The sequence below is a fragment of the Arsenophonus nasoniae DSM 15247 genome, assembly GCF_000429565.1.
GTDB classification, from domain to species: domain Bacteria; phylum Pseudomonadota; class Gammaproteobacteria; order Enterobacterales; family Enterobacteriaceae; genus Arsenophonus; species Arsenophonus nasoniae.
In genome coordinates, this window is record NZ_AUCC01000022.1 from 20,900 (window position 1) to 40,652 (window position 19,753).

Annotated in this window: 17 protein-coding genes and 1 pseudogene; 10 read left to right on the forward strand and 8 right to left on the reverse strand. The window is 36.7% G+C overall.

Going from position 1 to position 19,753, the window contains the following annotated elements; all coding sequences use genetic code 11:
• The first annotated feature begins 8 nt into the window (after positions 1-8).
• The 5 genes from G468_RS0106985 (at position 9) to yjiA (ending at position 7,352) form a co-directional block, all read left to right on the forward strand.
• A complete protein-coding gene (locus G468_RS0106985) occupies positions 9-2,540 on the forward strand; it encodes a fimbria/pilus outer membrane usher protein (protein ID WP_246067273.1) in 2,532 nt (843 codons plus the stop codon).
• A 17-nt stretch (positions 2,541-2,557) separates the two neighbouring features.
• The gene (locus G468_RS22380; protein ID WP_026822517.1) at positions 2,558-3,466 is read left to right on the forward strand and encodes a fimbrial protein; all 909 of its coding nucleotides are present in this window, start codon (positions 2,558-2,560) and stop codon (positions 3,464-3,466) included.
• Positions 3,467-3,926: 460 nt separating this feature from the next.
• Positions 3,927-6,080, forward strand: coding sequence for a carbon starvation CstA family protein (locus tag G468_RS0106995; protein WP_026822518.1), 2,154 nt, complete (start codon positions 3,927-3,929; stop codon positions 6,078-6,080).
• Positions 6,081-6,144: 64 nt separating this feature from the next.
• Entirely contained in the window at positions 6,145-6,348 is a 204-nt protein-coding gene (locus tag G468_RS0107000; RefSeq protein WP_026822519.1) for a YbdD/YjiX family protein, read from the forward strand.
• Between the two features lie 35 nt (positions 6,349-6,383).
• The gene (yjiA, locus tag G468_RS0107005; RefSeq protein ID WP_026822520.1) at positions 6,384-7,352 is read left to right on the forward strand and encodes a GTPase; all 969 of its coding nucleotides are present in this window, start codon (positions 6,384-6,386) and stop codon (positions 7,350-7,352) included.
• Positions 7,353-7,405: 53 nt separating this feature from the next.
• On the opposite strand, the gene G468_RS0107010 is transcribed toward yjiA, so the two are convergent.
• The 3 genes from G468_RS0107010 to G468_RS0107020 all read right to left on the reverse strand — a co-directional run bounded on the left by G468_RS0107010 (position 7,406) and on the right by G468_RS0107020 (position 11,198).
• Positions 7,406-8,746 (reverse strand): MATE family efflux transporter, encoded by a 1,341-nt coding sequence (locus G468_RS0107010; RefSeq protein WP_026822521.1) that lies wholly within the window; start codon positions 8,744-8,746, stop codon positions 7,406-7,408.
• Between the two features lie 388 nt (positions 8,747-9,134).
• Positions 9,135-9,965: a phosphoenolpyruvate hydrolase family protein gene (locus G468_RS0107015; RefSeq protein WP_026822522.1), complete on the reverse strand. Its 831-nt coding sequence runs from the start codon at positions 9,963-9,965 to the stop codon at positions 9,135-9,137.
• A gap of 15 nt (positions 9,966-9,980) precedes the next feature.
• Positions 9,981-11,198 carry a Tm-1-like ATP-binding domain-containing protein gene (locus G468_RS0107020; protein ID WP_026822523.1) on the reverse strand — a complete coding sequence of 406 codons (1,218 nt, stop codon included), beginning with the start codon at positions 11,196-11,198 and terminating at the stop codon, positions 9,981-9,983.
• A 217-nt stretch (positions 11,199-11,415) separates the two neighbouring features.
• On the opposite strand from G468_RS0107020, the gene G468_RS0107025 reads away from it, so the two are divergent.
• On the forward strand, positions 11,416-12,042 hold the full coding sequence (locus G468_RS0107025; RefSeq protein ID WP_026822524.1) for a TetR/AcrR family transcriptional regulator: 627 nt from the start codon (positions 11,416-11,418) through the stop codon (positions 12,040-12,042).
• A 131-nt stretch (positions 12,043-12,173) separates the two neighbouring features.
• On the opposite strand, the gene speD is transcribed toward G468_RS0107025, so the two are convergent.
• From speD to G468_RS0107040, 3 genes are all read right to left on the reverse strand, one after another.
• Positions 12,174-12,974, reverse strand: a complete 801-nt coding sequence (gene speD, locus G468_RS0107030) for an adenosylmethionine decarboxylase (RefSeq protein WP_026822525.1) — start codon at positions 12,972-12,974, stop codon at positions 12,174-12,176.
• Positions 12,975-12,999: 25 nt separating this feature from the next.
• Positions 13,000-13,863: a polyamine aminopropyltransferase gene (speE, locus tag G468_RS0107035; RefSeq protein WP_026822526.1), complete on the reverse strand. Its 864-nt coding sequence runs from the start codon at positions 13,861-13,863 to the stop codon at positions 13,000-13,002.
• Positions 13,864-13,968: 105 nt separating this feature from the next.
• The gene (locus G468_RS0107040) at positions 13,969-14,322 is read right to left on the reverse strand and encodes a YacC family pilotin-like protein (RefSeq protein ID WP_026822527.1); all 354 of its coding nucleotides are present in this window, start codon (positions 14,320-14,322) and stop codon (positions 13,969-13,971) included.
• Positions 14,323-14,555: 233 nt separating this feature from the next.
• Here G468_RS0107040 and cueO point away from each other — a divergent pair.
• Positions 14,556-16,135 (forward strand): annotated as a pseudogene (gene cueO, locus G468_RS20030) (multicopper oxidase CueO).
• 121 nt (positions 16,136-16,256) lie between these two features.
• Positions 16,257-16,793: a hypoxanthine phosphoribosyltransferase gene (gene hpt, locus G468_RS0107050; protein ID WP_026822528.1), complete on the forward strand. Its 537-nt coding sequence runs from the start codon at positions 16,257-16,259 to the stop codon at positions 16,791-16,793.
• 57 nt (positions 16,794-16,850) lie between these two features.
• On the opposite strand, the gene can is transcribed toward hpt, so the two are convergent.
• Positions 16,851-17,504 carry a carbonate dehydratase gene (gene can, locus G468_RS0107055; RefSeq protein ID WP_026822529.1) on the reverse strand — a complete coding sequence of 218 codons (654 nt, stop codon included), beginning with the start codon at positions 17,502-17,504 and terminating at the stop codon, positions 16,851-16,853.
• A 164-nt stretch (positions 17,505-17,668) separates the two neighbouring features.
• Between can and G468_RS0107060 the strand changes: the two genes are divergently transcribed.
• Positions 17,669-18,613, forward strand: a complete 945-nt coding sequence (locus G468_RS0107060) for an ABC transporter ATP-binding protein (RefSeq protein WP_026822530.1) — start codon at positions 17,669-17,671, stop codon at positions 18,611-18,613.
• Positions 18,610-19,380, forward strand: a complete 771-nt coding sequence (locus tag G468_RS0107065) for an ABC transporter permease (RefSeq protein ID WP_026822531.1) — start codon at positions 18,610-18,612, stop codon at positions 19,378-19,380. The genes G468_RS0107060 and G468_RS0107065 overlap by 4 nt, the downstream gene beginning before the upstream one ends.
• A 49-nt stretch (positions 19,381-19,429) precedes the next feature.
• On the opposite strand, the gene tnpA is transcribed toward G468_RS0107065, so the two are convergent.
• Positions 19,430-19,753: IS200/IS605 family transposase (tnpA, locus tag G468_RS0107070; RefSeq protein WP_026822532.1), on the reverse strand; the 324-nt coding region annotated here is incomplete at its 5' end.

A 19,753-nucleotide genomic window follows, 5' to 3' on the forward strand; every position in this document is an offset into this window, starting at 1 on the left:
CCTTTAATGTGATTTTTTTTAATAACCAATTAGAAAAAAAACAACTATGCTCATTTGTATTTTTTCTAGTCACTTTAAGTTCATTGATATTTTTACCCGAAATTATTGCTCAAGATTATTTTCCATTATCTGCGTTAGAAATAAGTAACGCTGAGCAGGCGGTTATTGACTTGAGTACGTTTTCTTCACCTGGCGGCCAGTTGCTAGGAACGTACCGAGTCACTGTTTTGTTTAATGGAACAGAGAAGGAGAACAAGGATATTAACTTTGTTCAGAAGAATGGAAAATTATTTGCGGCGTTAACTGTTGATGATTTAAGGCGATTCGGGGTTAAAATCACGGCTTTTCCTGCATTGATGAAGCTTCCAGCCAACCAGATTTTGTATAATATTGAGGATTATATTCCCTACGCCACAATATTATTCGATTTTCATCAACAACGCCTGGAAATTAATATTCCACAAGCCGTGATGGATAATCAGGCCAGAGATACTGTTCCAACCGATTTATGGCAACAAGGGGAATCGGCTTTTTTAATCAGTTATGACTTTAGTGGTTCGCATAATCATAATCACAATATAACGAGTCAAAATTATTATTTAAATTTACACAATGGAATTAATATCGGCGCTTGGCGCTTTCGAAATCAATTAGTTTATAACTATGATTCGCAAGCAGGTAAGAATAATTTATCTTCTGTTAATAGTTATATTCAACGAGATATTCATAAATTAAAAAGCCAAATTATTTTGGGTGAAACATTTACTACTAATGAGGTTTTTGAAAGTATAAAATTTATTGGGGCATCAATTATCTCAGATGACTTAATGTTACCAAGTAGTCAACATGATTTTGCGCCAGTTATTAGAGGAATAGCGCAAACACACGCGCGAGTTACGGTGCGGCAAAATAATTATGTTATTTATGAAAATTATGTTCCGCCTGGTCCTTTTGAGATTTCCGATCTTTATGCAATATATGGTTCGGGTAATTTGCATGTTACCATTACTGAAGATAATGGCAAACAAACAAAATTTATCCAGCCATTTTCTTCAGTGCCCATTATGCAACGAGAAGGTAAATTAAAGTATCAATTTACTTTGGGGCGTTTTGCTGGTTCAAAAAAAAATTCTTATCAACCCTATTTTAGCGAATTAGTTTCAATATATGGGGTTTCTAATCGATTAAGTTTATTATCGGGTATTCAAGCTGCGGAAAATTATTTATCGCTTTCTCTAGGGCTAGGGCTAGGGTTAGGTTTAGATAATTTTGGTGCTATTTTTTTTAATGCCATATTTGCTGATGCGAAGCTGGCGAATAATAGACGTAAAAAAGGGCAGTCTTATAAAATTCAATATGAGAAAAGTATTGATGAAATAGGAACATCCTTTAATTTTTCCGGAAATTTTTATACTAGTCCTGAATATTATTCTTTTCTAGAAGTAAATAGACCTTTAAAAAAACAGGATACTGCAAACGGACAAAATAAACTGAGCCAATTTCAGTTTACGCTCAATCAAAATATGTATGATTTTGGTAATTTTTATTTTTCTGCTTATTGGCAGAATTATCGCCGAACAAAAGGTACGACTCAATCATTATCTGCCGGTTATAATATTAATATTGCTGATATTACTTTTGGCATAAATTTATTTTTTAATAATAATGATGAATCGACTGAAAATAAAGATAAACAAATAGCATTTAATGTTTCTGTACCCTTCAGTAAATGGTTACCTAGTGGTTGGATCACTTATAATATTAATAATAATACAATAAATGGGCAGCAATTAGCTGTTAATGGCACTTTATTAGATAATGATGAATTATTATATAATGTTCGGCTAGATAATAATTATACTAGTTTAAAAGAATTGGGTGGTGGTATTTCTGTGAATTATACCAATAGCCTGGCTCGGATGAATGTAGGGTATAATTATAATAATAACGAGTGTTCTTTTAATTATGGGCTTTCTGGTGGCGTGATCGTTCATCGAAATGGGATTGTTTTTTCTCAACCATTAGGGGAAACGATCATATTAGTTAAAGCTGATGGTGCGATGCAAACCAAAATATTGAATCATCGAGGTATTAAAACTGATGCACGCGGTTATGCAGTGATACCCTATAGCGAACCGTATAATTATAACTATATTACCATTGATACTGAATCATTAGCCAATGGAGTAGATATTGATAATCCGGTGCAAAAAGTGGTACCAACCAGAGGGGCGGTAGCAACCGTTAATTTTAATGTGCGTCGTGGTAATCGTATATTAGTCAAATTATCGCAAAATAATAAGCCAGTCCCTTTTGGTGCTATTGCCACATTAATTGATGGTGATAGCCATGGCATTGTTGGTGATGATGGAGAATTATATTTAAATGCAGTCCCTGATTTAGCCAACATAAAGGTTCAATGGGGAAAAGATGAACAGCAACAGTGTTACGTCAAATTAGATCTTTCTAAACTAGCAAAAGAATTAGATATATTAGAAATCGATGCTGATTGTTATATAGATAAACATTTTTCCGTATAAAATATAATAGGAATTATATGTCATTTAAATTTAAGATATATTTATTGATAATTTTTATTTTAATTCAAAGTTATATATCATTTGCTGTTGCCGGAAAATGTTCAGCTTATATCACAGAACAAAATATTGTATTTGATGAGTTATCAGTTCATTATGATAATACCCATTTCCCCTATAAAGTAAGAAAAATTGGTAGTGAAATTAAGATTAATTGCCAGAAGAAAGGTGATAACTATGTCTATGTTAAATCTATTGAAGGAATAAAATCAGTCAGTGGGTATTATTTTAATACTAATCTTAATGGTGTGAAATTGCGCTGGCAGCTTGAACGAAAAGGATTTGGAGCAAAAAAAATGGGATTGAATGGATATAGAAGGATTGATGAAGGTAATAAAAAAATATTTATTGGTCGTTTTACTATAATTATTTATTCTGATTTTCAAGCTGGAGAAGTGAATCCTATAAAAATAACGCTTGCTCACCGCGATGGAAACCGAGATACAGGAGAAACATTATTTACTTATCATATCCCTAAATTTAAAATTAAGGAACAGTCATGCAAAATAAAAACACCGAAATTAAATGTTCAGATGGGGACAGTATTTAAAAATAATTTTAAAGGTAAAGGAAGTACCACGGGAGAGCGAACTTTTAACATCGATGTAAACTGTAAAGGTGTTAATCAGGCCTATATTACCTGGCAAGGAGGTGACTCAAATGGTGTTATACCAGCGGATAAAGATTCGTCAGCGACCGGGGTTGGGATTCAGATTTTTGCTAATAATACACCCATTATTTTTAATAAAAAACTCGATATCGATTTTTTTAAACAATTAACTTACAGTGCAAAATATTATCAGACTGGGAATAGTGTTTCTGCCGGAACGGTTAATGCAACAGCAACATTTACTATTGATTATAAGTAAAATAAATTTCTTATCACGGATATTAATATATCAATAAGATATACTGATTATTTAATTTATTTTCCTTTTCTCTATTGGTTTATTCATTTAACTAGCATACTAACTTCACGTTAATTTGATTAAACAGTAACATTTTTATTTTTACCCATATTAATAATGTTTATTATTTTACAATAATAACATTTTTAACCTATCATTAACGCGCGACCTATTAATAGTTTAATAATTGTATTGTTAACGCTGTCACAAAAAAATATTTCTTTTTTATTTTTAACCACTCATTGGATTTATTTAAGCGCTTACTTAGAAAAAAATCAACGACTACCTCTTCCGCTTTATTATAATCATCATGGCAAAGGATGTTTTTAAACTGCCATGAATTAAAAAATAGATGCTAAAAATAGTCAATAAAAGTTATTCCCATTTGACATGTTTATTTTAACTAGGAAGAGTTTCTTAAATGAATAAGAATAATATATTAAGGCATATCCCTTGGTTAATATTAGGGATCATTGGTGCTATTTGTTTAGGTGTGGTTGCCCTTAGACGTGGAGAGCACATTAGTGCTTTATGGATCATTATTGCTTCCATTGCCGTTTATTTAATTTCGTACCGCTATTACAGTTTATATATTGCCAAAAAAGTATTGCAGCTTGACCCAACCCGTTCAACACCCGCCGTTCTTAATAATGATGGATTAAATTATGTACCCACAAATCGCAATGTTTTATTTGGTCATCATTTTGCCGCTATTGCTGGCGCAGGCCCATTAGTCGGGCCGGTATTGGCGGCACAGGTTGGTTATTTGCCAGGTACACTATGGCTGTTGGCAGGTGTTGTGCTTGCCGGTGCGGTACAGGATTTTATGGTGTTATTTATTTCATCGCGCCGCAATGCGATTTCTTTAGGCGAAATCGTAAAAAAAGAGATGGGGGTCGTGCCCGGTTCAATTGCGTTATTCGGCTGCTTTTTGATTATGATTATCATCTTAGCCGTATTAGCGTTAATTGTTGTAAAAGCATTGGCCGAAAGTCCATGGGGTGTTTTTACCGTTTGTTCAACCGTACCGATTGCGCTATTTATGGGTATTTACATGCGCTATATTCGGCCAGGATGTGTCGCTGAGGTCTCGATTATCGGAGTTATTCTATTGATTGCGGCTATTTGGTTTGGTGGTGTTATTGCTCATGATCCTTATTGGGGACCCGCGTTAACCTTTAAAGATACGACTATTACTTATGTCTTAATTGGCTATGCTTTTGTTTCCGCACTATTGCCAGTATGGTTGATTTTAGCACCACGAGATTATTTGGCGACCTTTTTGAAAATAGGTGTCATCGTTGGTTTAGCAATTGGGATTGTTATTCTAAACCCAGATTTAAAAATGCCGGCTGTAACCCAATTTGTTGATGGAAGCGGGCCGGTTTGGAAAGGGTCATTATTTCCCTTTCTGTTTATTACTATTGCTTGTGGTGCCGTGTCTGGTTTTCATGCGTTAATTGCGTCAGGAACAACGCCTAAATTATTGGCCAATGAGACTGATGCGGGCTACATCGGTTATGGCGCTATGCTAATGGAGTCATTTGTGGCTATCATGGCGCTAGTTGCTGCTTCTATTATTGAACCGGGTCTCTATTTTGCGATGAATACGCCGCCGGCAGCATTAGGCTTTAGCATGCCTAATTTGCATCAATTAGGCGGCTCCGATGCAGCTATGATTATGGCGCAATTGAAAGCAGTTACCGTACATGCTGCGGCAACAGTTAGTTCTTGGGGATTTATTATTTCGCCAGAGGAAATCTTGCAAACGGCTAAAGATATCGGTGAACCTTCTGTTTTGAATCGTGCCGGTGGTGCGCCTACGCTTGCGGTAGGTATTGCTTATGTATTTCAGCAAATTATCCCTGCTGCTGATATGGGATTTTGGTATCACTTTGGTATTCTTTTCGAAGCTTTATTTATTTTGACCGCTTTGGATGCCGGCACACGTTCTGGTCGATTTATGTTACAAGATCTTTTGGCTAATTTTATCCCGGCGCTGAAAAAAACAGATTCATTAGTCGCTGGTATTATTGCTACTGCCGGTTGTGTTGGTTTATGGGGTTACCTGCTTTATCAAGGGGTTGTTGATCCTTTAGGTGGTGTTAAAAGTTTATGGCCATTATTTGGTATCTCCAATCAGATGTTGGCAGCCGTTGCGTTAGTTTTAAGCAGTGTTATTTTGATTAAAATGAAGCGTACTAAGTTTATTTGGGTAACACTTGTTCCAGCAATATGGTTATTAATATGTACTACATGGGCGTTGGGTTTGAAGTTATTTAGCGCTGATCCTCAGTTGGAAGGCTTTATCTATTTGGCTCATTCATACCAAGCAAAAGTAGCAACAGCAACCACTGCTACAACGGCGCAAAAACTGTCTGATATGCATCATATTGTGATCAATAATTATACTAATGCAGGATTAAGTATTTTATTCTTGCTCGTGGTGTATAGCATTATTTTTTATGGGCTTAAAATAGCAATAAAAGCAGGAAAAACAGCTAGACGTTCAGATAGGGAAACACCTTATGTTTCTGTCGCTGAAAGCGATATTAAAATTTCCTCCTCACGTTAATTAGTATTATTTTTCTCCACAAAGTAGGTTATTACTTAGGTGGGCGTTTTTTGAGGTAATAAATATGTTTAATAATCTTGCACGAGCAGGCAAATATTTGGGACAGGCGGCACTTATGCTAATCGGTATTCCTGACTATGATAATTATGTTCAGCATATGCAGAATAATCATCCTGAGCAGCCTATTATGAGCTATGAAGAATTTTTTCGGCAACGTCAGGCAGCGCGTTATGCTAGTAGTGATAAAGGGGGTTTTCGCTGTTGCTAGCGATTATTCAATGGATGGGATAACTGAGGCTTAGCATGACACCAATATCAGTAACAATATTGACAGGATTTTTAGGGGCAGGCAAAACGACATTACTTCGTCATATTCTCAATGTAAAGCATGGCTATAAGATTGCCGTTATTGAAAATGAATTTGGGGCAGAATCGATTGATAGTGAGCTTATCGGTGATAATGCCACTCAGATAACAACCTTAAGTAATGGTTGTATTTGTTGTAATCGCTCGAATGAATTGGAAAATACGCTATTAGATTTACTGGATGGTAGAGATAAAAAACAATTAGTTTTTGATCGCCTGATTATTGAATGTACTGGAATGGCTGATCCAGGCCCTATTACGCAAACTTTTTTTTCACATAACGTTTTTTGTCAACGTTTTGTTTTAGATGGTATTATTGCTGTTGTGGATGCAGTACATGCTGAGAAACAACTGAATCAGTTTATTATTGCTCAAGTACAGATTGGTTATGCAGATTGTATTTTGTTGACTAAAACTGATGTTCAATCAAATAATAGCGCGTTGATAGCACGTTTACAGCGTATTAATGCCCGAGCAGCTATTTATCCAGTCATCCATGGTGATATAGCTATAGCACCCTTATTTAATTTAAATGGATTTATGCTTAGTGATAAGTTAACCATTGCAAAACCAGTTTTTCGCTTTATGTCGAGCACACAAAATGCTATTCAATCGATTGTAATCTATCTTGATCAATGGGTTGAATTGGCCGAATTATCAAAAATGATGGAGACCTTATTATGTCGTCATGCTGATAATCTTTTACGTTATAAAGGAATATTAGCGATTAAAGATCAGCCTTGTCGATTAATATTTCAAGGCGTGCAGCGTTTATATAGTGCAGATTGGGATCGTGAATGGCAAGCAGGTGAGGTGCGTCAAGGTGTAATGGTTTTTATTGGTTTACATTTACCGGAAGAGGAAATACGGCAACAATTTGCATTATTAACTGAAAGCGTTAATTGATCGGTTATTTTTGGCTACCTTAATTGCTTAAAGACAACTAAGGTAGCAGTATATTAGATATCTAGCCGCTTGGTTTGCCAACGCTTAGAACGCCAACGCCAGGCATTGGTTAGACCGCGTAGCCATTCATCACAGAGGAATCCAAGCCAGATCCCTAATAACCCCATTCCCATTTTTAAACCTAAAAAATAGCTAATTGGCAGCGCAATACCCCACATAGAAATAAGTGCGGTGCAGAAGGGAAAACGGGCATCACCAGCCGCACGTAAGGCATTCACCATGACAATATTCAGTGTTCTGCCGGGCTCTAGGAAAACAGAGAGTAAGAACAGCGGAAGTAATAATTTTATAATGTTTTGATCTTCAGTAATTGCATCCAATAGCGGTATACGAAATAACCAGAAACAAAATACAATACCAATGGTAATAAAAAATCCCCATTGCAAGCTTTTCAATCCTCTCTGGTAGGCCTCCTCAAAGCGCTTGGCGCCGACTAAATGACCAACCATAATCTCATTACCAATACTAAGGGAAATACCAAACAACATAATAAATAGTGAAAGTTGGAAATAGAGGGTTTGAGCTGCAAGGGAGGTTTCTCCCATCAAACCAATGAAAGCAGAAGCAACCATATAGTGTAAAATCCAAACTAAATTTTCGCCTGCTGATGGTAGTCCGATATGTAATATTTTATTCAACATACTTTTTGACCAGCGGAACAGTAAAGTAGGAACAAATGTGATCCTCAGTCCACTAAACAGTAAGAAGAAAAGTAATATAATCGCGATTATACGACCGATAGCCGTTGACCAGGCAACGCCGGTTAAGCCATATTGTGGTAAGCCAAAAAAACCATATAAAACAATCATATTACCTAAAATGGTGATTAGATTAGCAATAAATGTTACCCACATTGCCGGCTGTGATCTGCCATATACGCGTAAGCAAGCCGCTAATATAATAGAAATTGCTTCTGGTATTAAACATAAACCAAGAATATGTAAGTAAGCGTAACCATAATCCAGTAAATGTGCTGGTGTATTCATGATCCCAAGGATCTTATAGCCAAACAGGAGAATAATGGCAGCACTCAGAAAACCTAATAGGAAGTTAAAAGCAATCGAGATATGAATGGCTTGACTGGCCTTTTCTTTTTTACCAGCACCTAAATATTGGGCGATAACTACGCTGCATCCTACACTGATAAAGTTAAATATGGTGATAAAAAGATCAAAAACTTGGTTGCCTACTCCCATTGCGGCTAGATAAGCGGTGGAGACGTGACTAACCATATAAGTGTTGATAAGTAATGTCGCAAAATGGAGCAGAACATCAATAAAGATGGGCCAACTTAGCGAGTAGAGCGAACGCTCAGTAACATCAGATGAATGCATTATGCACCTTTTTAAGTAAGCAAGAAGCTTTTTGGCAAATCAAACAAAAAACGACTAAATATTTTACACATTTTATATATGTATGATAGATGATTAACTATTTATTATTTATTAATGTTTTTTTATTTAAATTTTATTGGTTAAATTAATAGAAAAGTTAAGCGTTTTTTCTATTTTGATAATCTCTGATTCTATGTTAATTAAATTAGATGATAAGCTTCTATTGGTAAGGTTATTCTAATGCATTGTTAATTATTATTAATTTATTGCAACATTTTTTATTGGTTAGTTATTAATTAAATAAAATAAGCCTGTGGCAAATACCACAGGCTCCTGGTGCTAGCGATTAATAGTTTGGTTGATTTAACAACCTAAAATAGATTAAAGATTATTTTCGTTTTATCGTTTTAAATATTTTTGTCGTTTCAGTTATGGCCGTTTCGGCCGGTAAACGTTCCATAGAACTTGCCCCATAAAAACCGTGGCAATCAGGACAGTTTTGTAAAATATATTTGGCATCTTCAGGTGTTGCAATCGGACCGCCATGGCAAAGTACAATAATATCTTTACGAACAGATTTTGCCGCTGCCGCCCAATCGTTAATAAGCTTTACGCAATCCTCTAATGCGTGAGTTGTTTTTGCGCCAATATCACCACCTGTTGTTAATCCCATATGCGTAACGATAATATCAGCGCCAGCTTCTGTCATGTTTTTAGCATCAATAGCACTAAAAACGTAAGGTGTTGTTAATAAATCTTTTTCATGCGCTTGCCGGATCAAATCAACTTCTAACGCATATCCCATGCCTGTTTCTTCAAGGTTAGCTCGGAAATTACCATCGATCAAACCAACCGTAGGAAAATTTTGTATACCAGCAAATCCCATTATTTTTAGGGAATCAAGGTATTGATCGAATTGGCAAAATGGGTCGGTACCATTAACACCAGCTAATACAGGAGTATTTTTAACCACAGGCAAAACTTCTTTTGCCATCTCTATAACAATATCGTTGGCATTGCCATAAGCGAGTAAACCTGCCAATGAACCTCTGCCAGCCATGCGATAGCGACCAGAGTTATAAATTACAATAAGATCAATTCCTCCTCTTTCTTCACATCTTGCTGATAAACCCGTGCCGGCACCGCCCCCGATAATGGGTTGACCTTGCGAGATCATCATTTGAAATTTTTCTAATAATGATGCGCGTGTTTGTTTCATATCAATAACTCCATATTAATGCATTAATTCTTGCTGCAATTGTATCACTTGCTGACAAAATTCTGCTGAGTTGATATGGTGAGGACTGACTATTAATTTTCTGTTAGTTGTGATGTGGTAGTTTGATTTAAACGCATCAATAAAAGCTTGGTTAGCTTGAGGTGACCAAAAAACACCACCCTCAATATCTAATGCGGAAAATCCCCCTGTTGGAATAATAAAAGTAACAGCGCCTTGACATTGATTAAGTTTCTGTGCGATCCAAACTCCGATCTGATAATTTTCCTCGGCAGTGGTACGCATTAAGGTAACTTGACTGTTATGATGATAAAAATGGCGATCTTTATACTTGTCAGGGATTGTTGTCGGACGGCCAAAGTTAACCATATCTAATGCACCGCAAGAGATGATACAGGGTGTTTGGGTACGCATGATTGCGCCAAAGCGATCCTCATCACAGGCAAGTATGCCGTCAAAAAGGTAATCACAAACTTCAGTAGTTGTGATATCAAGCACGCAATCTACTAATTGGCTATCAACCAGTTTTTCCATTGCTTTGCCACCACTTCCTGTGGCATGAAAAACTAAACAATCATAATGATCAGCTAATTTTTTGGTTAATTGTTGGACACACGGCGTGGTTACACCAAACATGGTTAGTGCCAATATTGGTTTATTATTGTCTTCAGTTTCATCAGCAGAATTAAAAAGTACCGCACCTGCGATTTGAGCAGCGGCATTTTTTAGAATTTTACGGGAGATGACATTAAGACCAGAAATATCTGTGACTGAGTACATCATGGCAATATCACTGGCACCGATATAGCCTGAAACATCACCGGATGCCATCGTTGAAAGCATTAATTTGGGCACACCGACGGCAAGAGATTGCATTGCAGGTGTAATAAGTGCTGTTCCGCCTGATCCACCTAATCCAAGAATAGCTAAAACATCTTTTTGTTGTAACAGATATTTCTCAAATGCGATTGCCATCGCTGCGATAGCTTTCCCTCTATCTTGGCCAAAGATAGCTTCTCTTCCGGTAGGATGATAGCTAGCAACAGTTTCAGCAGTAATATCAGCTTTATTATCCAAATTGTCAGCTTTCGTACTCAAATCAACAATACGTACTGCTAAGCCAGTTTTTTTTATAAGTTGACCAACATAAAAAGTTTCGATGCCTTTGGTATCGAGCGTCGCTGCAATATAGATATATCCATGCTGTTCCTTCATCATAAATCCTTGATTGTTTGCTGACTTGGATGGGAGTATTATAGGCACAATATGAGTAAGCTATCATTTGTGCTTTTATAAATTGAGATATTAGTCTCAATTTATTTTTAAATCTTTAGCGTTATATTGGTTCTTAATGCAAGTACATTCTAATTATAAAAGTTATCGTAAAGGTGACGTTTAAATCCATTTTGGTTAAAAATAAAGGATAAATTTTATGACGTCAATTGATCTTATTTCACAATACACAGGTACTAGAAAGCGGACTTTTAACCGATTAATTTCTACTGCATTAAGCTTGTTTGAAGACGGGAAATTGCCTTCTGTTTCTGAAGTTGCATCTCATGCTCATGTTTCGAGAGCGACCGCTTATCGTTATTTTCCAACGCATAGTGATCTGGTTTCCGCCATTGTGAGTGAAAGCTTAGGACCTATTTTAACCTGGTTGCCTGATAGCAAAAAAACGGAAGAACGGATTCAAGAATTATTGTTATTTGCCTATCCGCGTATGTTCCAATATGAAGGAGCGCTTAGAGCAGCATTACAAGTTTCTTTGCAGCAATGGGCGGCAGCTCGTTCATCGACAATCCAGGCAGAAAAACGGTTAGTTCGTGGACATCGGAAAGATACTTTGGCGATGATAGTTGAACCGATGAAGGATGAGTTTTCGCCAGAAATTATTGAGCGAGTGAAACGAGCATTTTCGCTTATTTATGGTTCTGAGGTCTTTTTGGTAATGAAAGATATCTGGCATATGGAAAATGCAGAAGTAATTGAAATTAACCAATGGATAGCAAAAGCCATTTATAATCAAGCCATAAAAGATAATGAAAAAAGCCAATAGGTCTGTTTGTTATCTAATATATTTAGATTTAGTCTGCAACGGCTTAAAAGTAAAAATTAATATCAATAGTAAAATGGAGTTCTGTGATTAGTGGATAAGATATCTATTCTCGATCCACTAATCGATATAAATTACAGTTCTGGCAAATTACGGCCGTAATAAATTTCTTGCATCTCTTTTTTTAACAGATAAGTAATCCGTTTTTTTTCCTCAAAGGCAAGTTGATCTGCGGTCGTATTAAATAAATAGTTATTCAAATTTAGCTCAAAGTCTTTTAGCATCATTTTAGTATGGAAAAGATTTTCCTGATAAATGTTAACATCTATCATATGATACTGAGACTGGAATTCTTCCGGCATATAATTTTGAATGGAATTGATTTCGTGATCAATATAGAGTTTGATGCCATTAACATCGCGGGTAAATCCACGAACCCGATAATCAATAGTAACAATATCTGATTCAAGTTGATGAATAAGATAGTTAAGCGTTTTTAATGGCGAAATCACACCACAAGTGGAGACTTCGATATCTGCTCTAAAAGTGCATATACCATCATCTGGATGACTTTCTGGGTAGGTGTGAACACAAATATGACTTTTATCGAGATGAGCAACAATAGAATCAGGTAAGGGGCCTGGATTTTCCGTGTTGTCTACATTTTGGGGATTTATTGAGTTTTCGCTAATCAAAATAGTAACGCTGGCACCTTGAGGGTCATAATCTTGTCGAGCAATATTCAAGATATTGGCATCAATAATAGAGCAGGTTTCAGTTAGAATTTCAGTCAAGCGTGTTGCATTATATTGCTCATCAATATAAGCCAGATAACTATGTCGATCTGCTGCTGTTTTGGCATAACAGATATCATATATACAAAAACTTAAACTTTTAGTTAAATTATTAAAGCCATGTAATTTCAATTTTTGCAATTTTTTCACCTCCTATTGAGTAAAACTAAGCTTTTTTAGCTAGTAAATCCAGTAAATACTGTGGTAAAGCGAAGCTGGCAAGATGTAATTCGGGTGTATAATAGCGACAAATAATATCTGCTTTTTTAAAACGAGTTTCCAATATTTTCAAGGGTATTTGACGTAATTTTGCTGTTTGGCTTGCCCAGGCAAAGGTCATCATTCCGCCATAGTAAGACGGTATAGCGGCTTGATAAAAGCTGCAATCTTTAAAGTAATTAGATAGTTTTTGGTGACTATTAATTACCTCATCTTGTTGCAGGAAACAAACACCATTTTGGGCAACTAAAATGCCATTTTCATTCAGACAGTTGACACATCCTTGGTAAAAATCTGAGGTAAATAGCCCTTCTCCTGGTCCGATAGGATCGGTGCAATCAGAAATAATCAGATCAAATTTTTGCTGGGTGGTTTTAACAAAATTGACACCATCATCAATGACCAATTTAAAACGGGGATCGTTATAAGCGCCTGCATTATGATTGGGTAGATATTGGTGGCAAAATTCCACTACACTGGCATCAATTTCAACCATAGTGATGTTTTCTAAATATTGATGGCGACATACTTCACGTAACATTCCGCCATCACCACCTCCAATAATTAGTACTTTTTTAGCGTGGCCATGGGCAAATAAAGGGACATGAGTCATCATTTCGTGATAAATAAATTCATCTCGTTCAGTTGTTTGTACTACGCCATCAAGGGCCATTATGCGCCCCATTTCAGCATTCTCAAAAATAATCAGATCTTGGTGAGTGGTTTTATTATGGTACAGTATATTATCGACAGTAAAATATTGACCGACATTGTGGTGGAGTGTTTCGAGCCAAATCTCTTTTTTTGACATACTTATCTTTTCCTTTCTAACAGAGTTAAAAAAGCGCAGCTAATAATTTGTTTCGTTTCAATGATAAGTTAGAAATTGCTTATCTGAGTGCATGAAAGAAAGTATTTATTTTACATAGGCAAATAATGCTAAAGCATCATCGGCAAGCACCCGGCATTTCTTTTTACGGGGGATAGGAATTTTTTTTAAGTCATCATAACGCTCTTCATTTAATTTTGCCATGGTAGGTTTGTCATAATTACTTAGATCCCAATGATTACTCTGGGCAAAATAGAGGATTGCTCTTTCAATTTCACGATCAGGAATTTGTGAGTAACCACAATCATGCTTTAGAAATATATAAACTGCAGTTAAATCAGCAAGATTTTCTGTTTCATTGCTTGATAGAGCAGATGCTTTGGTTGAAAAAATAAACCAAAAAATCAGAGCGATATGTGAAATAAAAATAATTTTACGCATTTAGTTAGTTGTATAATTTAAATGTCAATTTATTCTATTAATACCAATAGAACGATGAAGTATACCTATTTTTCAGAAGACCAGATAAATATATCGTCATATTACATAAAAAAATATTGGCTTGACCTTCCAGTAAGTGGAACCTCTATATTTTAGTGAAATTATCTATTTTCTACCATTTTACATTATACCTTACCTTATCTTATTAGGATTTAATTATAAAGGAGCAAGCTATGTTGCGTCGGGATTTTATGAAATTGGCAGCGGCAATGGGATCGGTAAGCTTATTACCAACTTGGAGTCGCGCTGCATTATCTGCAACGCAATATCCTTGTTTACCTATTCCAGCATTATTATGGCCGGATAAGCATGGCAAAATTACCATCCGGGTTACTCAAGGTAAAACGCAATTTTTACCAGCAAAATCCGCTGTAACATGGGGGTACAACGGATCCTTATTGGGTCCAGCTATCAAGCTTAAATCAGGCCAACGTGTTTCTATTGATATTTACAATCAGTTAGCCGAGGCTACCGCATTGCATTGGCACGGACTGAAGATCCCCGGTGAGGTTGATGGTGGTCCTCATGCGGTAATTAAACCTAATGCGGTAAGAAGGGTTAATTTTGCCGTTAATCAGCCCGAGGCAACTTGTTGGTTTCATCCGCACCCTCATGGCAAAACCGGTTATCAAGTTGCCATGGGGTTGGCGGGTTTAGTATTAATTGAAGATGAACATAGCCAATTACAAAAATTGCCAAACCAATGGGGTATCGATGATATTCCCGTTATTTTGCAGGATAAACGTTTAAATCGCGCAGGGCAGATAGATTATCAACTTAATGTAATGAGTGCTGCTGTTGGTTGGTTTGGTAACACAATGTTAACTAATGGCGTAGTATTACCTAAACATATAGCACCTAAGGGTTGGTTACGTTTACGATTTCTTAATGGCTGTAATGCCAGAAGTTTAAACCTGGCAACTAGTGATGGGCGAAAAATGTATGTTATTGCGAGTGATGGTGGACTATTAAAGGAACCTGTTGCAGTCGATCAATTACCGATGATAAGTGCTGAACGTTTTGAGGTACTCATTGATGCCTCAAATGGTAAAGCGTTTGATATTGTTACCTTGCCAGTCAAACAAATGGGGATGACAATAGCGCCTTTTGATCAACCCGTAGCTGTATTGCACATTGAGCCAGGATTAAACGCAAGAGCGACTTTTTTACCTGACAGTTTAGCTTCTATTGCATCATTGCCTGATTTGACTGGCATTAAACAGCGTCAATTGCATTTAATGATGGATGCACGTTTAGATATGCAAGGTATGATGGCGCTTAGAAAAGAGTATGGTGAACAGGCTTTGGCGGGGATGAATATGCATGGTCATAGCAATATGATGAAGCAAAATGGGGGCATGCGATGCATAATCATCAGCAAGCGCCGATGAGGAATCAATCATTCGATCTTCTCCATGCCAATAGTATTAATGGTCGACCTTTTTCCATGACGGAAGTGGCATTTAATGTTGCAAAAGGTCAGTATGAACGCTGGATCATATCCGGTCGTGGTGACATGATGTTACATCCTTTCCATATACATGGAACTCAATTTAGGATCTTGACAGAGAATGGACAACCAGTGGCTGCTCACCGACAAGGTTGGAAAGATACTGTGCGAGTTGATGGTGATATCAGTGAGGTATTGGTAAAGTTTGATCATATCGCAACTCAGGCGCATCCCTATATGGCGCATTGTCATTTGTTAGAGCATGAAGATACGGGCATGATGGCTAGTTTCTCGGTTAGCTAAGATATTAACTCTTATCTTTATGTTGTTAATCAATATTGGATGAGGGCATTTTATCGCGTCTTTATTGCCCTTATGTTAAAATCTACGGTTTTACTTCCATGAATACCTAAAGCCTAAAGTTATGAAACAAATTATAGAAGTCATGATCTCAGAAGCGGATGTTAAACAACGTATTGATGAGATGGCAAAAGAGATTGTTAAACATTATAAATCATTGCCAGAAGAGTTAGTGTTGGTTGGTCTGTTAAAAGGTTCTTTTATTTTTATGGCTGATTTATGTCGTAAAATTGATATCCCTCATGAAGTCGATTTTATGACGGTATCAAGTTATGGCAATGGCATGACTTCAACTCGCGATGTGAAAATTATTAAGGATCTAGATGAAGATATTCGTGGCAAGCATGTTCTGATTGTTGAAGATATCATTGATTCTGGTAATACATTGAAAAAAGTGCGTAAAATCCTAAAATTACGTGGCCCCAAGTCTGTGGCAATTTGTACGTTATTGGACAAACCTTCTCGACGTGAAGTAGAGGTGCCTGTTGAATGGATAGGTTTTGCTATAGAAGATGAATTTGTTGTGGGTTATGGTATCGACTATGCACAGCAATATCGACATTTATCCTATATTGGGCATGTTATTTTACTAGACGATTAAGCCTAGTGTTATTTATTGAATGAAAAAATCGAACGTTAGTTCGATTTTTTGTGGTGCTTATTTTTGCTCGCTTAATTTAGCAATAGCTTGCCGATAGGTGATTTCAAGCTGTTCACGGCTATTAGCCGTAACATCAAGATCATTGAGTCTGCCATTCTGTATACCATAGACCCAGCCATGAATAATGACGTTTTGGCTGCGCCGCCAGGCAGATTGTATTATTGTCGAATGACCGAGATTATATACTTGCTCAATAACATTGAGTTCACATAAGCGATTTGCCCGTTCTTGCGGTGCAAGCTCACCTAAGATGGCACTATGTTTAAACAAAATATCACGGACATGCAGTAGCCAGTTATTAATCAGCCCTCGTTCTGTGTTATCAATTGCGGCTTCAATACCACCACAACCATAGTGACCACAGATGATAATGTGTTCAACTTTTAGTACGTCAACAGCATATTGGATGACTGACAGGCAATTTAAATCAGTATGGATCACCAAATTAGCGACATTTCGGTGGACAAATAGATCGCCTGGCGCTGCTTTAGTTAATTTTTCAGCTGGTACGCGGCTGTCAGAGCAGCCTATCCACAGAAAATGTGGATTTTGAAATTTTGCTAATTCTTTAAAAAAAGAGGGATTTTCTTTGGTTACTGATTCTGACCACTGTAGATTGTTTTCAAACAGCTGTTTAATTTTTTTCATCATAATTCACGTGGATTAGTTATGGTTAACTGCAATAATAATCATATACAACATAAATTTATTTTTTAATATTTACTCGCTGTTAGTTATAGTTTAATTGAAAAAAGATGACTAATGGTGTGATTTATTATCATATGTGGAATAAAAATAGATAAGAAAGGTTTTTTATGACTTATGCTTTAGAGCTGCTCCAGCTTACAAAAACCTATCCCGGTGGTGTGAAAGCATTAACCGGAATTGATTTACAGGTTGAGGTGGGAGATTTCTATGCCTTATTAGGACCTAATGGTGCAGGTAAATCAACGACAATTGGTATTATCAGTTCATTAGTCAATAAAACGAGCGGTAAAGTGAGAGTATTTGGCTACGATCTTGATAAAGATGTGGTGAATGTAAAACGCCAGTTGGGTTTAGTACCTCAAGAATTCAATTTTAATCCATTTGAAACAGTCATACAGATAGTGCTGAATCAAGCGGGTTATTATGGCGTTCCACGTTCGTTAGCCTTATCTAGAGCAGAAATGTATCTTTCTCAACTGGCTTTGTGGAATAAACGCGACGAGCCTGCACGAGACCTCTCCGGAGGCATGAAACGGCGTTTGATGATTGCTCGTGCATTAATGCATCAACCTAAGCTGCTAATTTTGGACGAACCAACCGCAGGGGTCGATATTGAATTGCGTCGTTCAATGTGGAGTTTTTTGAAGACCTTAAACGCGCAAGGCACCACCATTATTTTAACGACTCATTATTTGGAAGAAGCGGAAATGCTGTGTCGAAATATTGGTATTATTCAATATGGAGAATTGATTGAGAATACCAGTATGAAAAAACTACTTAATCAATTGGAGTCAGAGACGTTTATTTTTGATCTGGCGCCAAAGAGTCCTATTCCTACATTAGATGGTTATAAATTCAGGCTAGTGGATACTTCAACCTTAGAAGTTGATGTACTTCGCAATCAAGGTTTGAATGGTTTATTTAGCCAATTTGCTGAGCAAGGGATACAGATAATCAGCATGCGTAATAAAGTCAATCGTTTGGAGGAGTTATTTGTTGGTTTAATGAATAAACAACATCCACTATCGATAAAACAAGGAGAAAATAGATGATTCAGCTCTACTGGGTGGCGATGAAAACCATCTGGATCAAAGAAATAACACGTTTTGCGCGTATTTGGGTACAAACTTTACTACCGCCGGTGATCACCATGTCACTCTATTTTATTATCTTTGGTAATTTAATTGGTGCAAGAATTGGCAATATGGATGGTGTGAATTACATGCAGTTTATTGTTCCAGGCTTGATTATGATGTCGGTGATCACAAACGCTTATGCGAATGTTTGCTCCTCTTTTTTTGGGGCAAAATTCCAAAAAAGCATTGAAGAATTGTTGGTTGCACCCGTTCCTACCCATATTGTCATAATTGGTTTTGTTGGCGGTGGGGTTGCTCGAGGTATATTGGTGGGTCTATTGGTTACCCTAGTTTCGCTTTTTTTTGTTCCATTACATATTTATTCATGGTGGATGGTCATTATTACCGTATTAATGACGGCAATTTTATTCTCATTAGCGGGATTAGTGAATGCGATATTTGCCAAAACCTTTGATGATATTAGTATTATTCCTACCTTTGTTTTAACACCATTAACTTATTTAGGTGGTGTTTTTTATTCTTTGTCTCTGTTGCCAGAGTTTTGGCAAATGGTATCGAAGCTTAATCCGATCGTCTATATGATCAGCGGGTTACGTTATGGATTTCTTGGTATTAGTTATGTCGCAATATCGATTACTTTATCAGTATTAGTGATTTTTATTGTTATCTTATATGCGATAACTTGGTACTTAATTGAAAAAGGACAAGGTTTAAGAACTTAACAATTGCCCCGTAAATCCTCGCCCAATGCGGGCCGGGATATAAGGGATGCTAATCAGGTGTTTTCTGCGATTCTACATACGTTTTCAGTGTTTCGATTGTTGCACCGCCAGAACTACAGGCGAAGTAAGAACGTGACCAGAGAACGCCAGTATTAGACTGCTTTATCAGGTGACTATTTTGTTGTCGTACCATTCTGCTGCTGATCGATTTCAGGTTATTTACCAGAACACTAACCGATAACTTTGGCGGATATCCCACCAGAACATGAATGCGATCCGCTTCTCCATCCACTTCAAGAATATCTATCTCAAGCCGTTTGGCGGCATGGTGCATTGCTTCCCGTATCTGGGCGATCATTGCACCGTCTAACAA

Excerpts from the sequence above, each read along its gene's own strand:
- G468_RS22380 (WP_026822517.1), top strand. The coding sequence starts at position 2,558 with ATGTCATTTAAATTTAAGATATATTTATTGATAATTTTTATTTTAATT.
- G468_RS0106995 (WP_026822518.1), top strand. The coding sequence starts at position 3,927 with ATGAATAAGAATAATATATTAAGGCATATCCCTTGGTTAATATTAGGG.
- G468_RS0107000 (WP_026822519.1), top strand. The coding sequence starts at position 6,145 with ATGTTTAATAATCTTGCACGAGCAGGCAAATATTTGGGACAGGCGGCA.
- yjiA (WP_026822520.1), top strand. The coding sequence starts at position 6,384 with ATGACACCAATATCAGTAACAATATTGACAGGATTTTTAGGGGCAGGC.
- G468_RS0107010 (WP_026822521.1), bottom strand. The coding sequence starts at position 8,746 with ATGCATTCATCTGATGTTACTGAGCGTTCGCTCTACTCGCTAAGTTGG.
- G468_RS0107015 (WP_026822522.1), bottom strand. The coding sequence starts at position 9,965 with ATGAAACAAACACGCGCATCATTATTAGAAAAATTTCAAATGATGATC.
- G468_RS0107020 (WP_026822523.1), bottom strand. The coding sequence starts at position 11,198 with ATGAAGGAACAGCATGGATATATCTATATTGCAGCGACGCTCGATACC.
- G468_RS0107025 (WP_026822524.1), top strand. The coding sequence starts at position 11,416 with ATGACGTCAATTGATCTTATTTCACAATACACAGGTACTAGAAAGCGG.
- speE (WP_026822526.1), bottom strand. The coding sequence starts at position 13,863 with ATGTCAAAAAAAGAGATTTGGCTCGAAACACTCCACCACAATGTCGGT.
- G468_RS0107040 (WP_026822527.1), bottom strand. The coding sequence starts at position 14,322 with ATGCGTAAAATTATTTTTATTTCACATATCGCTCTGATTTTTTGGTTT.
- hpt (WP_026822528.1), top strand. The coding sequence starts at position 16,257 with ATGAAACAAATTATAGAAGTCATGATCTCAGAAGCGGATGTTAAACAA.
- can (WP_026822529.1), bottom strand. The coding sequence starts at position 17,504 with ATGATGAAAAAAATTAAACAGCTGTTTGAAAACAATCTACAGTGGTCA.
- G468_RS0107060 (WP_026822530.1), top strand. The coding sequence starts at position 17,669 with ATGACTTATGCTTTAGAGCTGCTCCAGCTTACAAAAACCTATCCCGGT.
- G468_RS0107065 (WP_026822531.1), top strand. The coding sequence starts at position 18,610 with ATGATTCAGCTCTACTGGGTGGCGATGAAAACCATCTGGATCAAAGAA.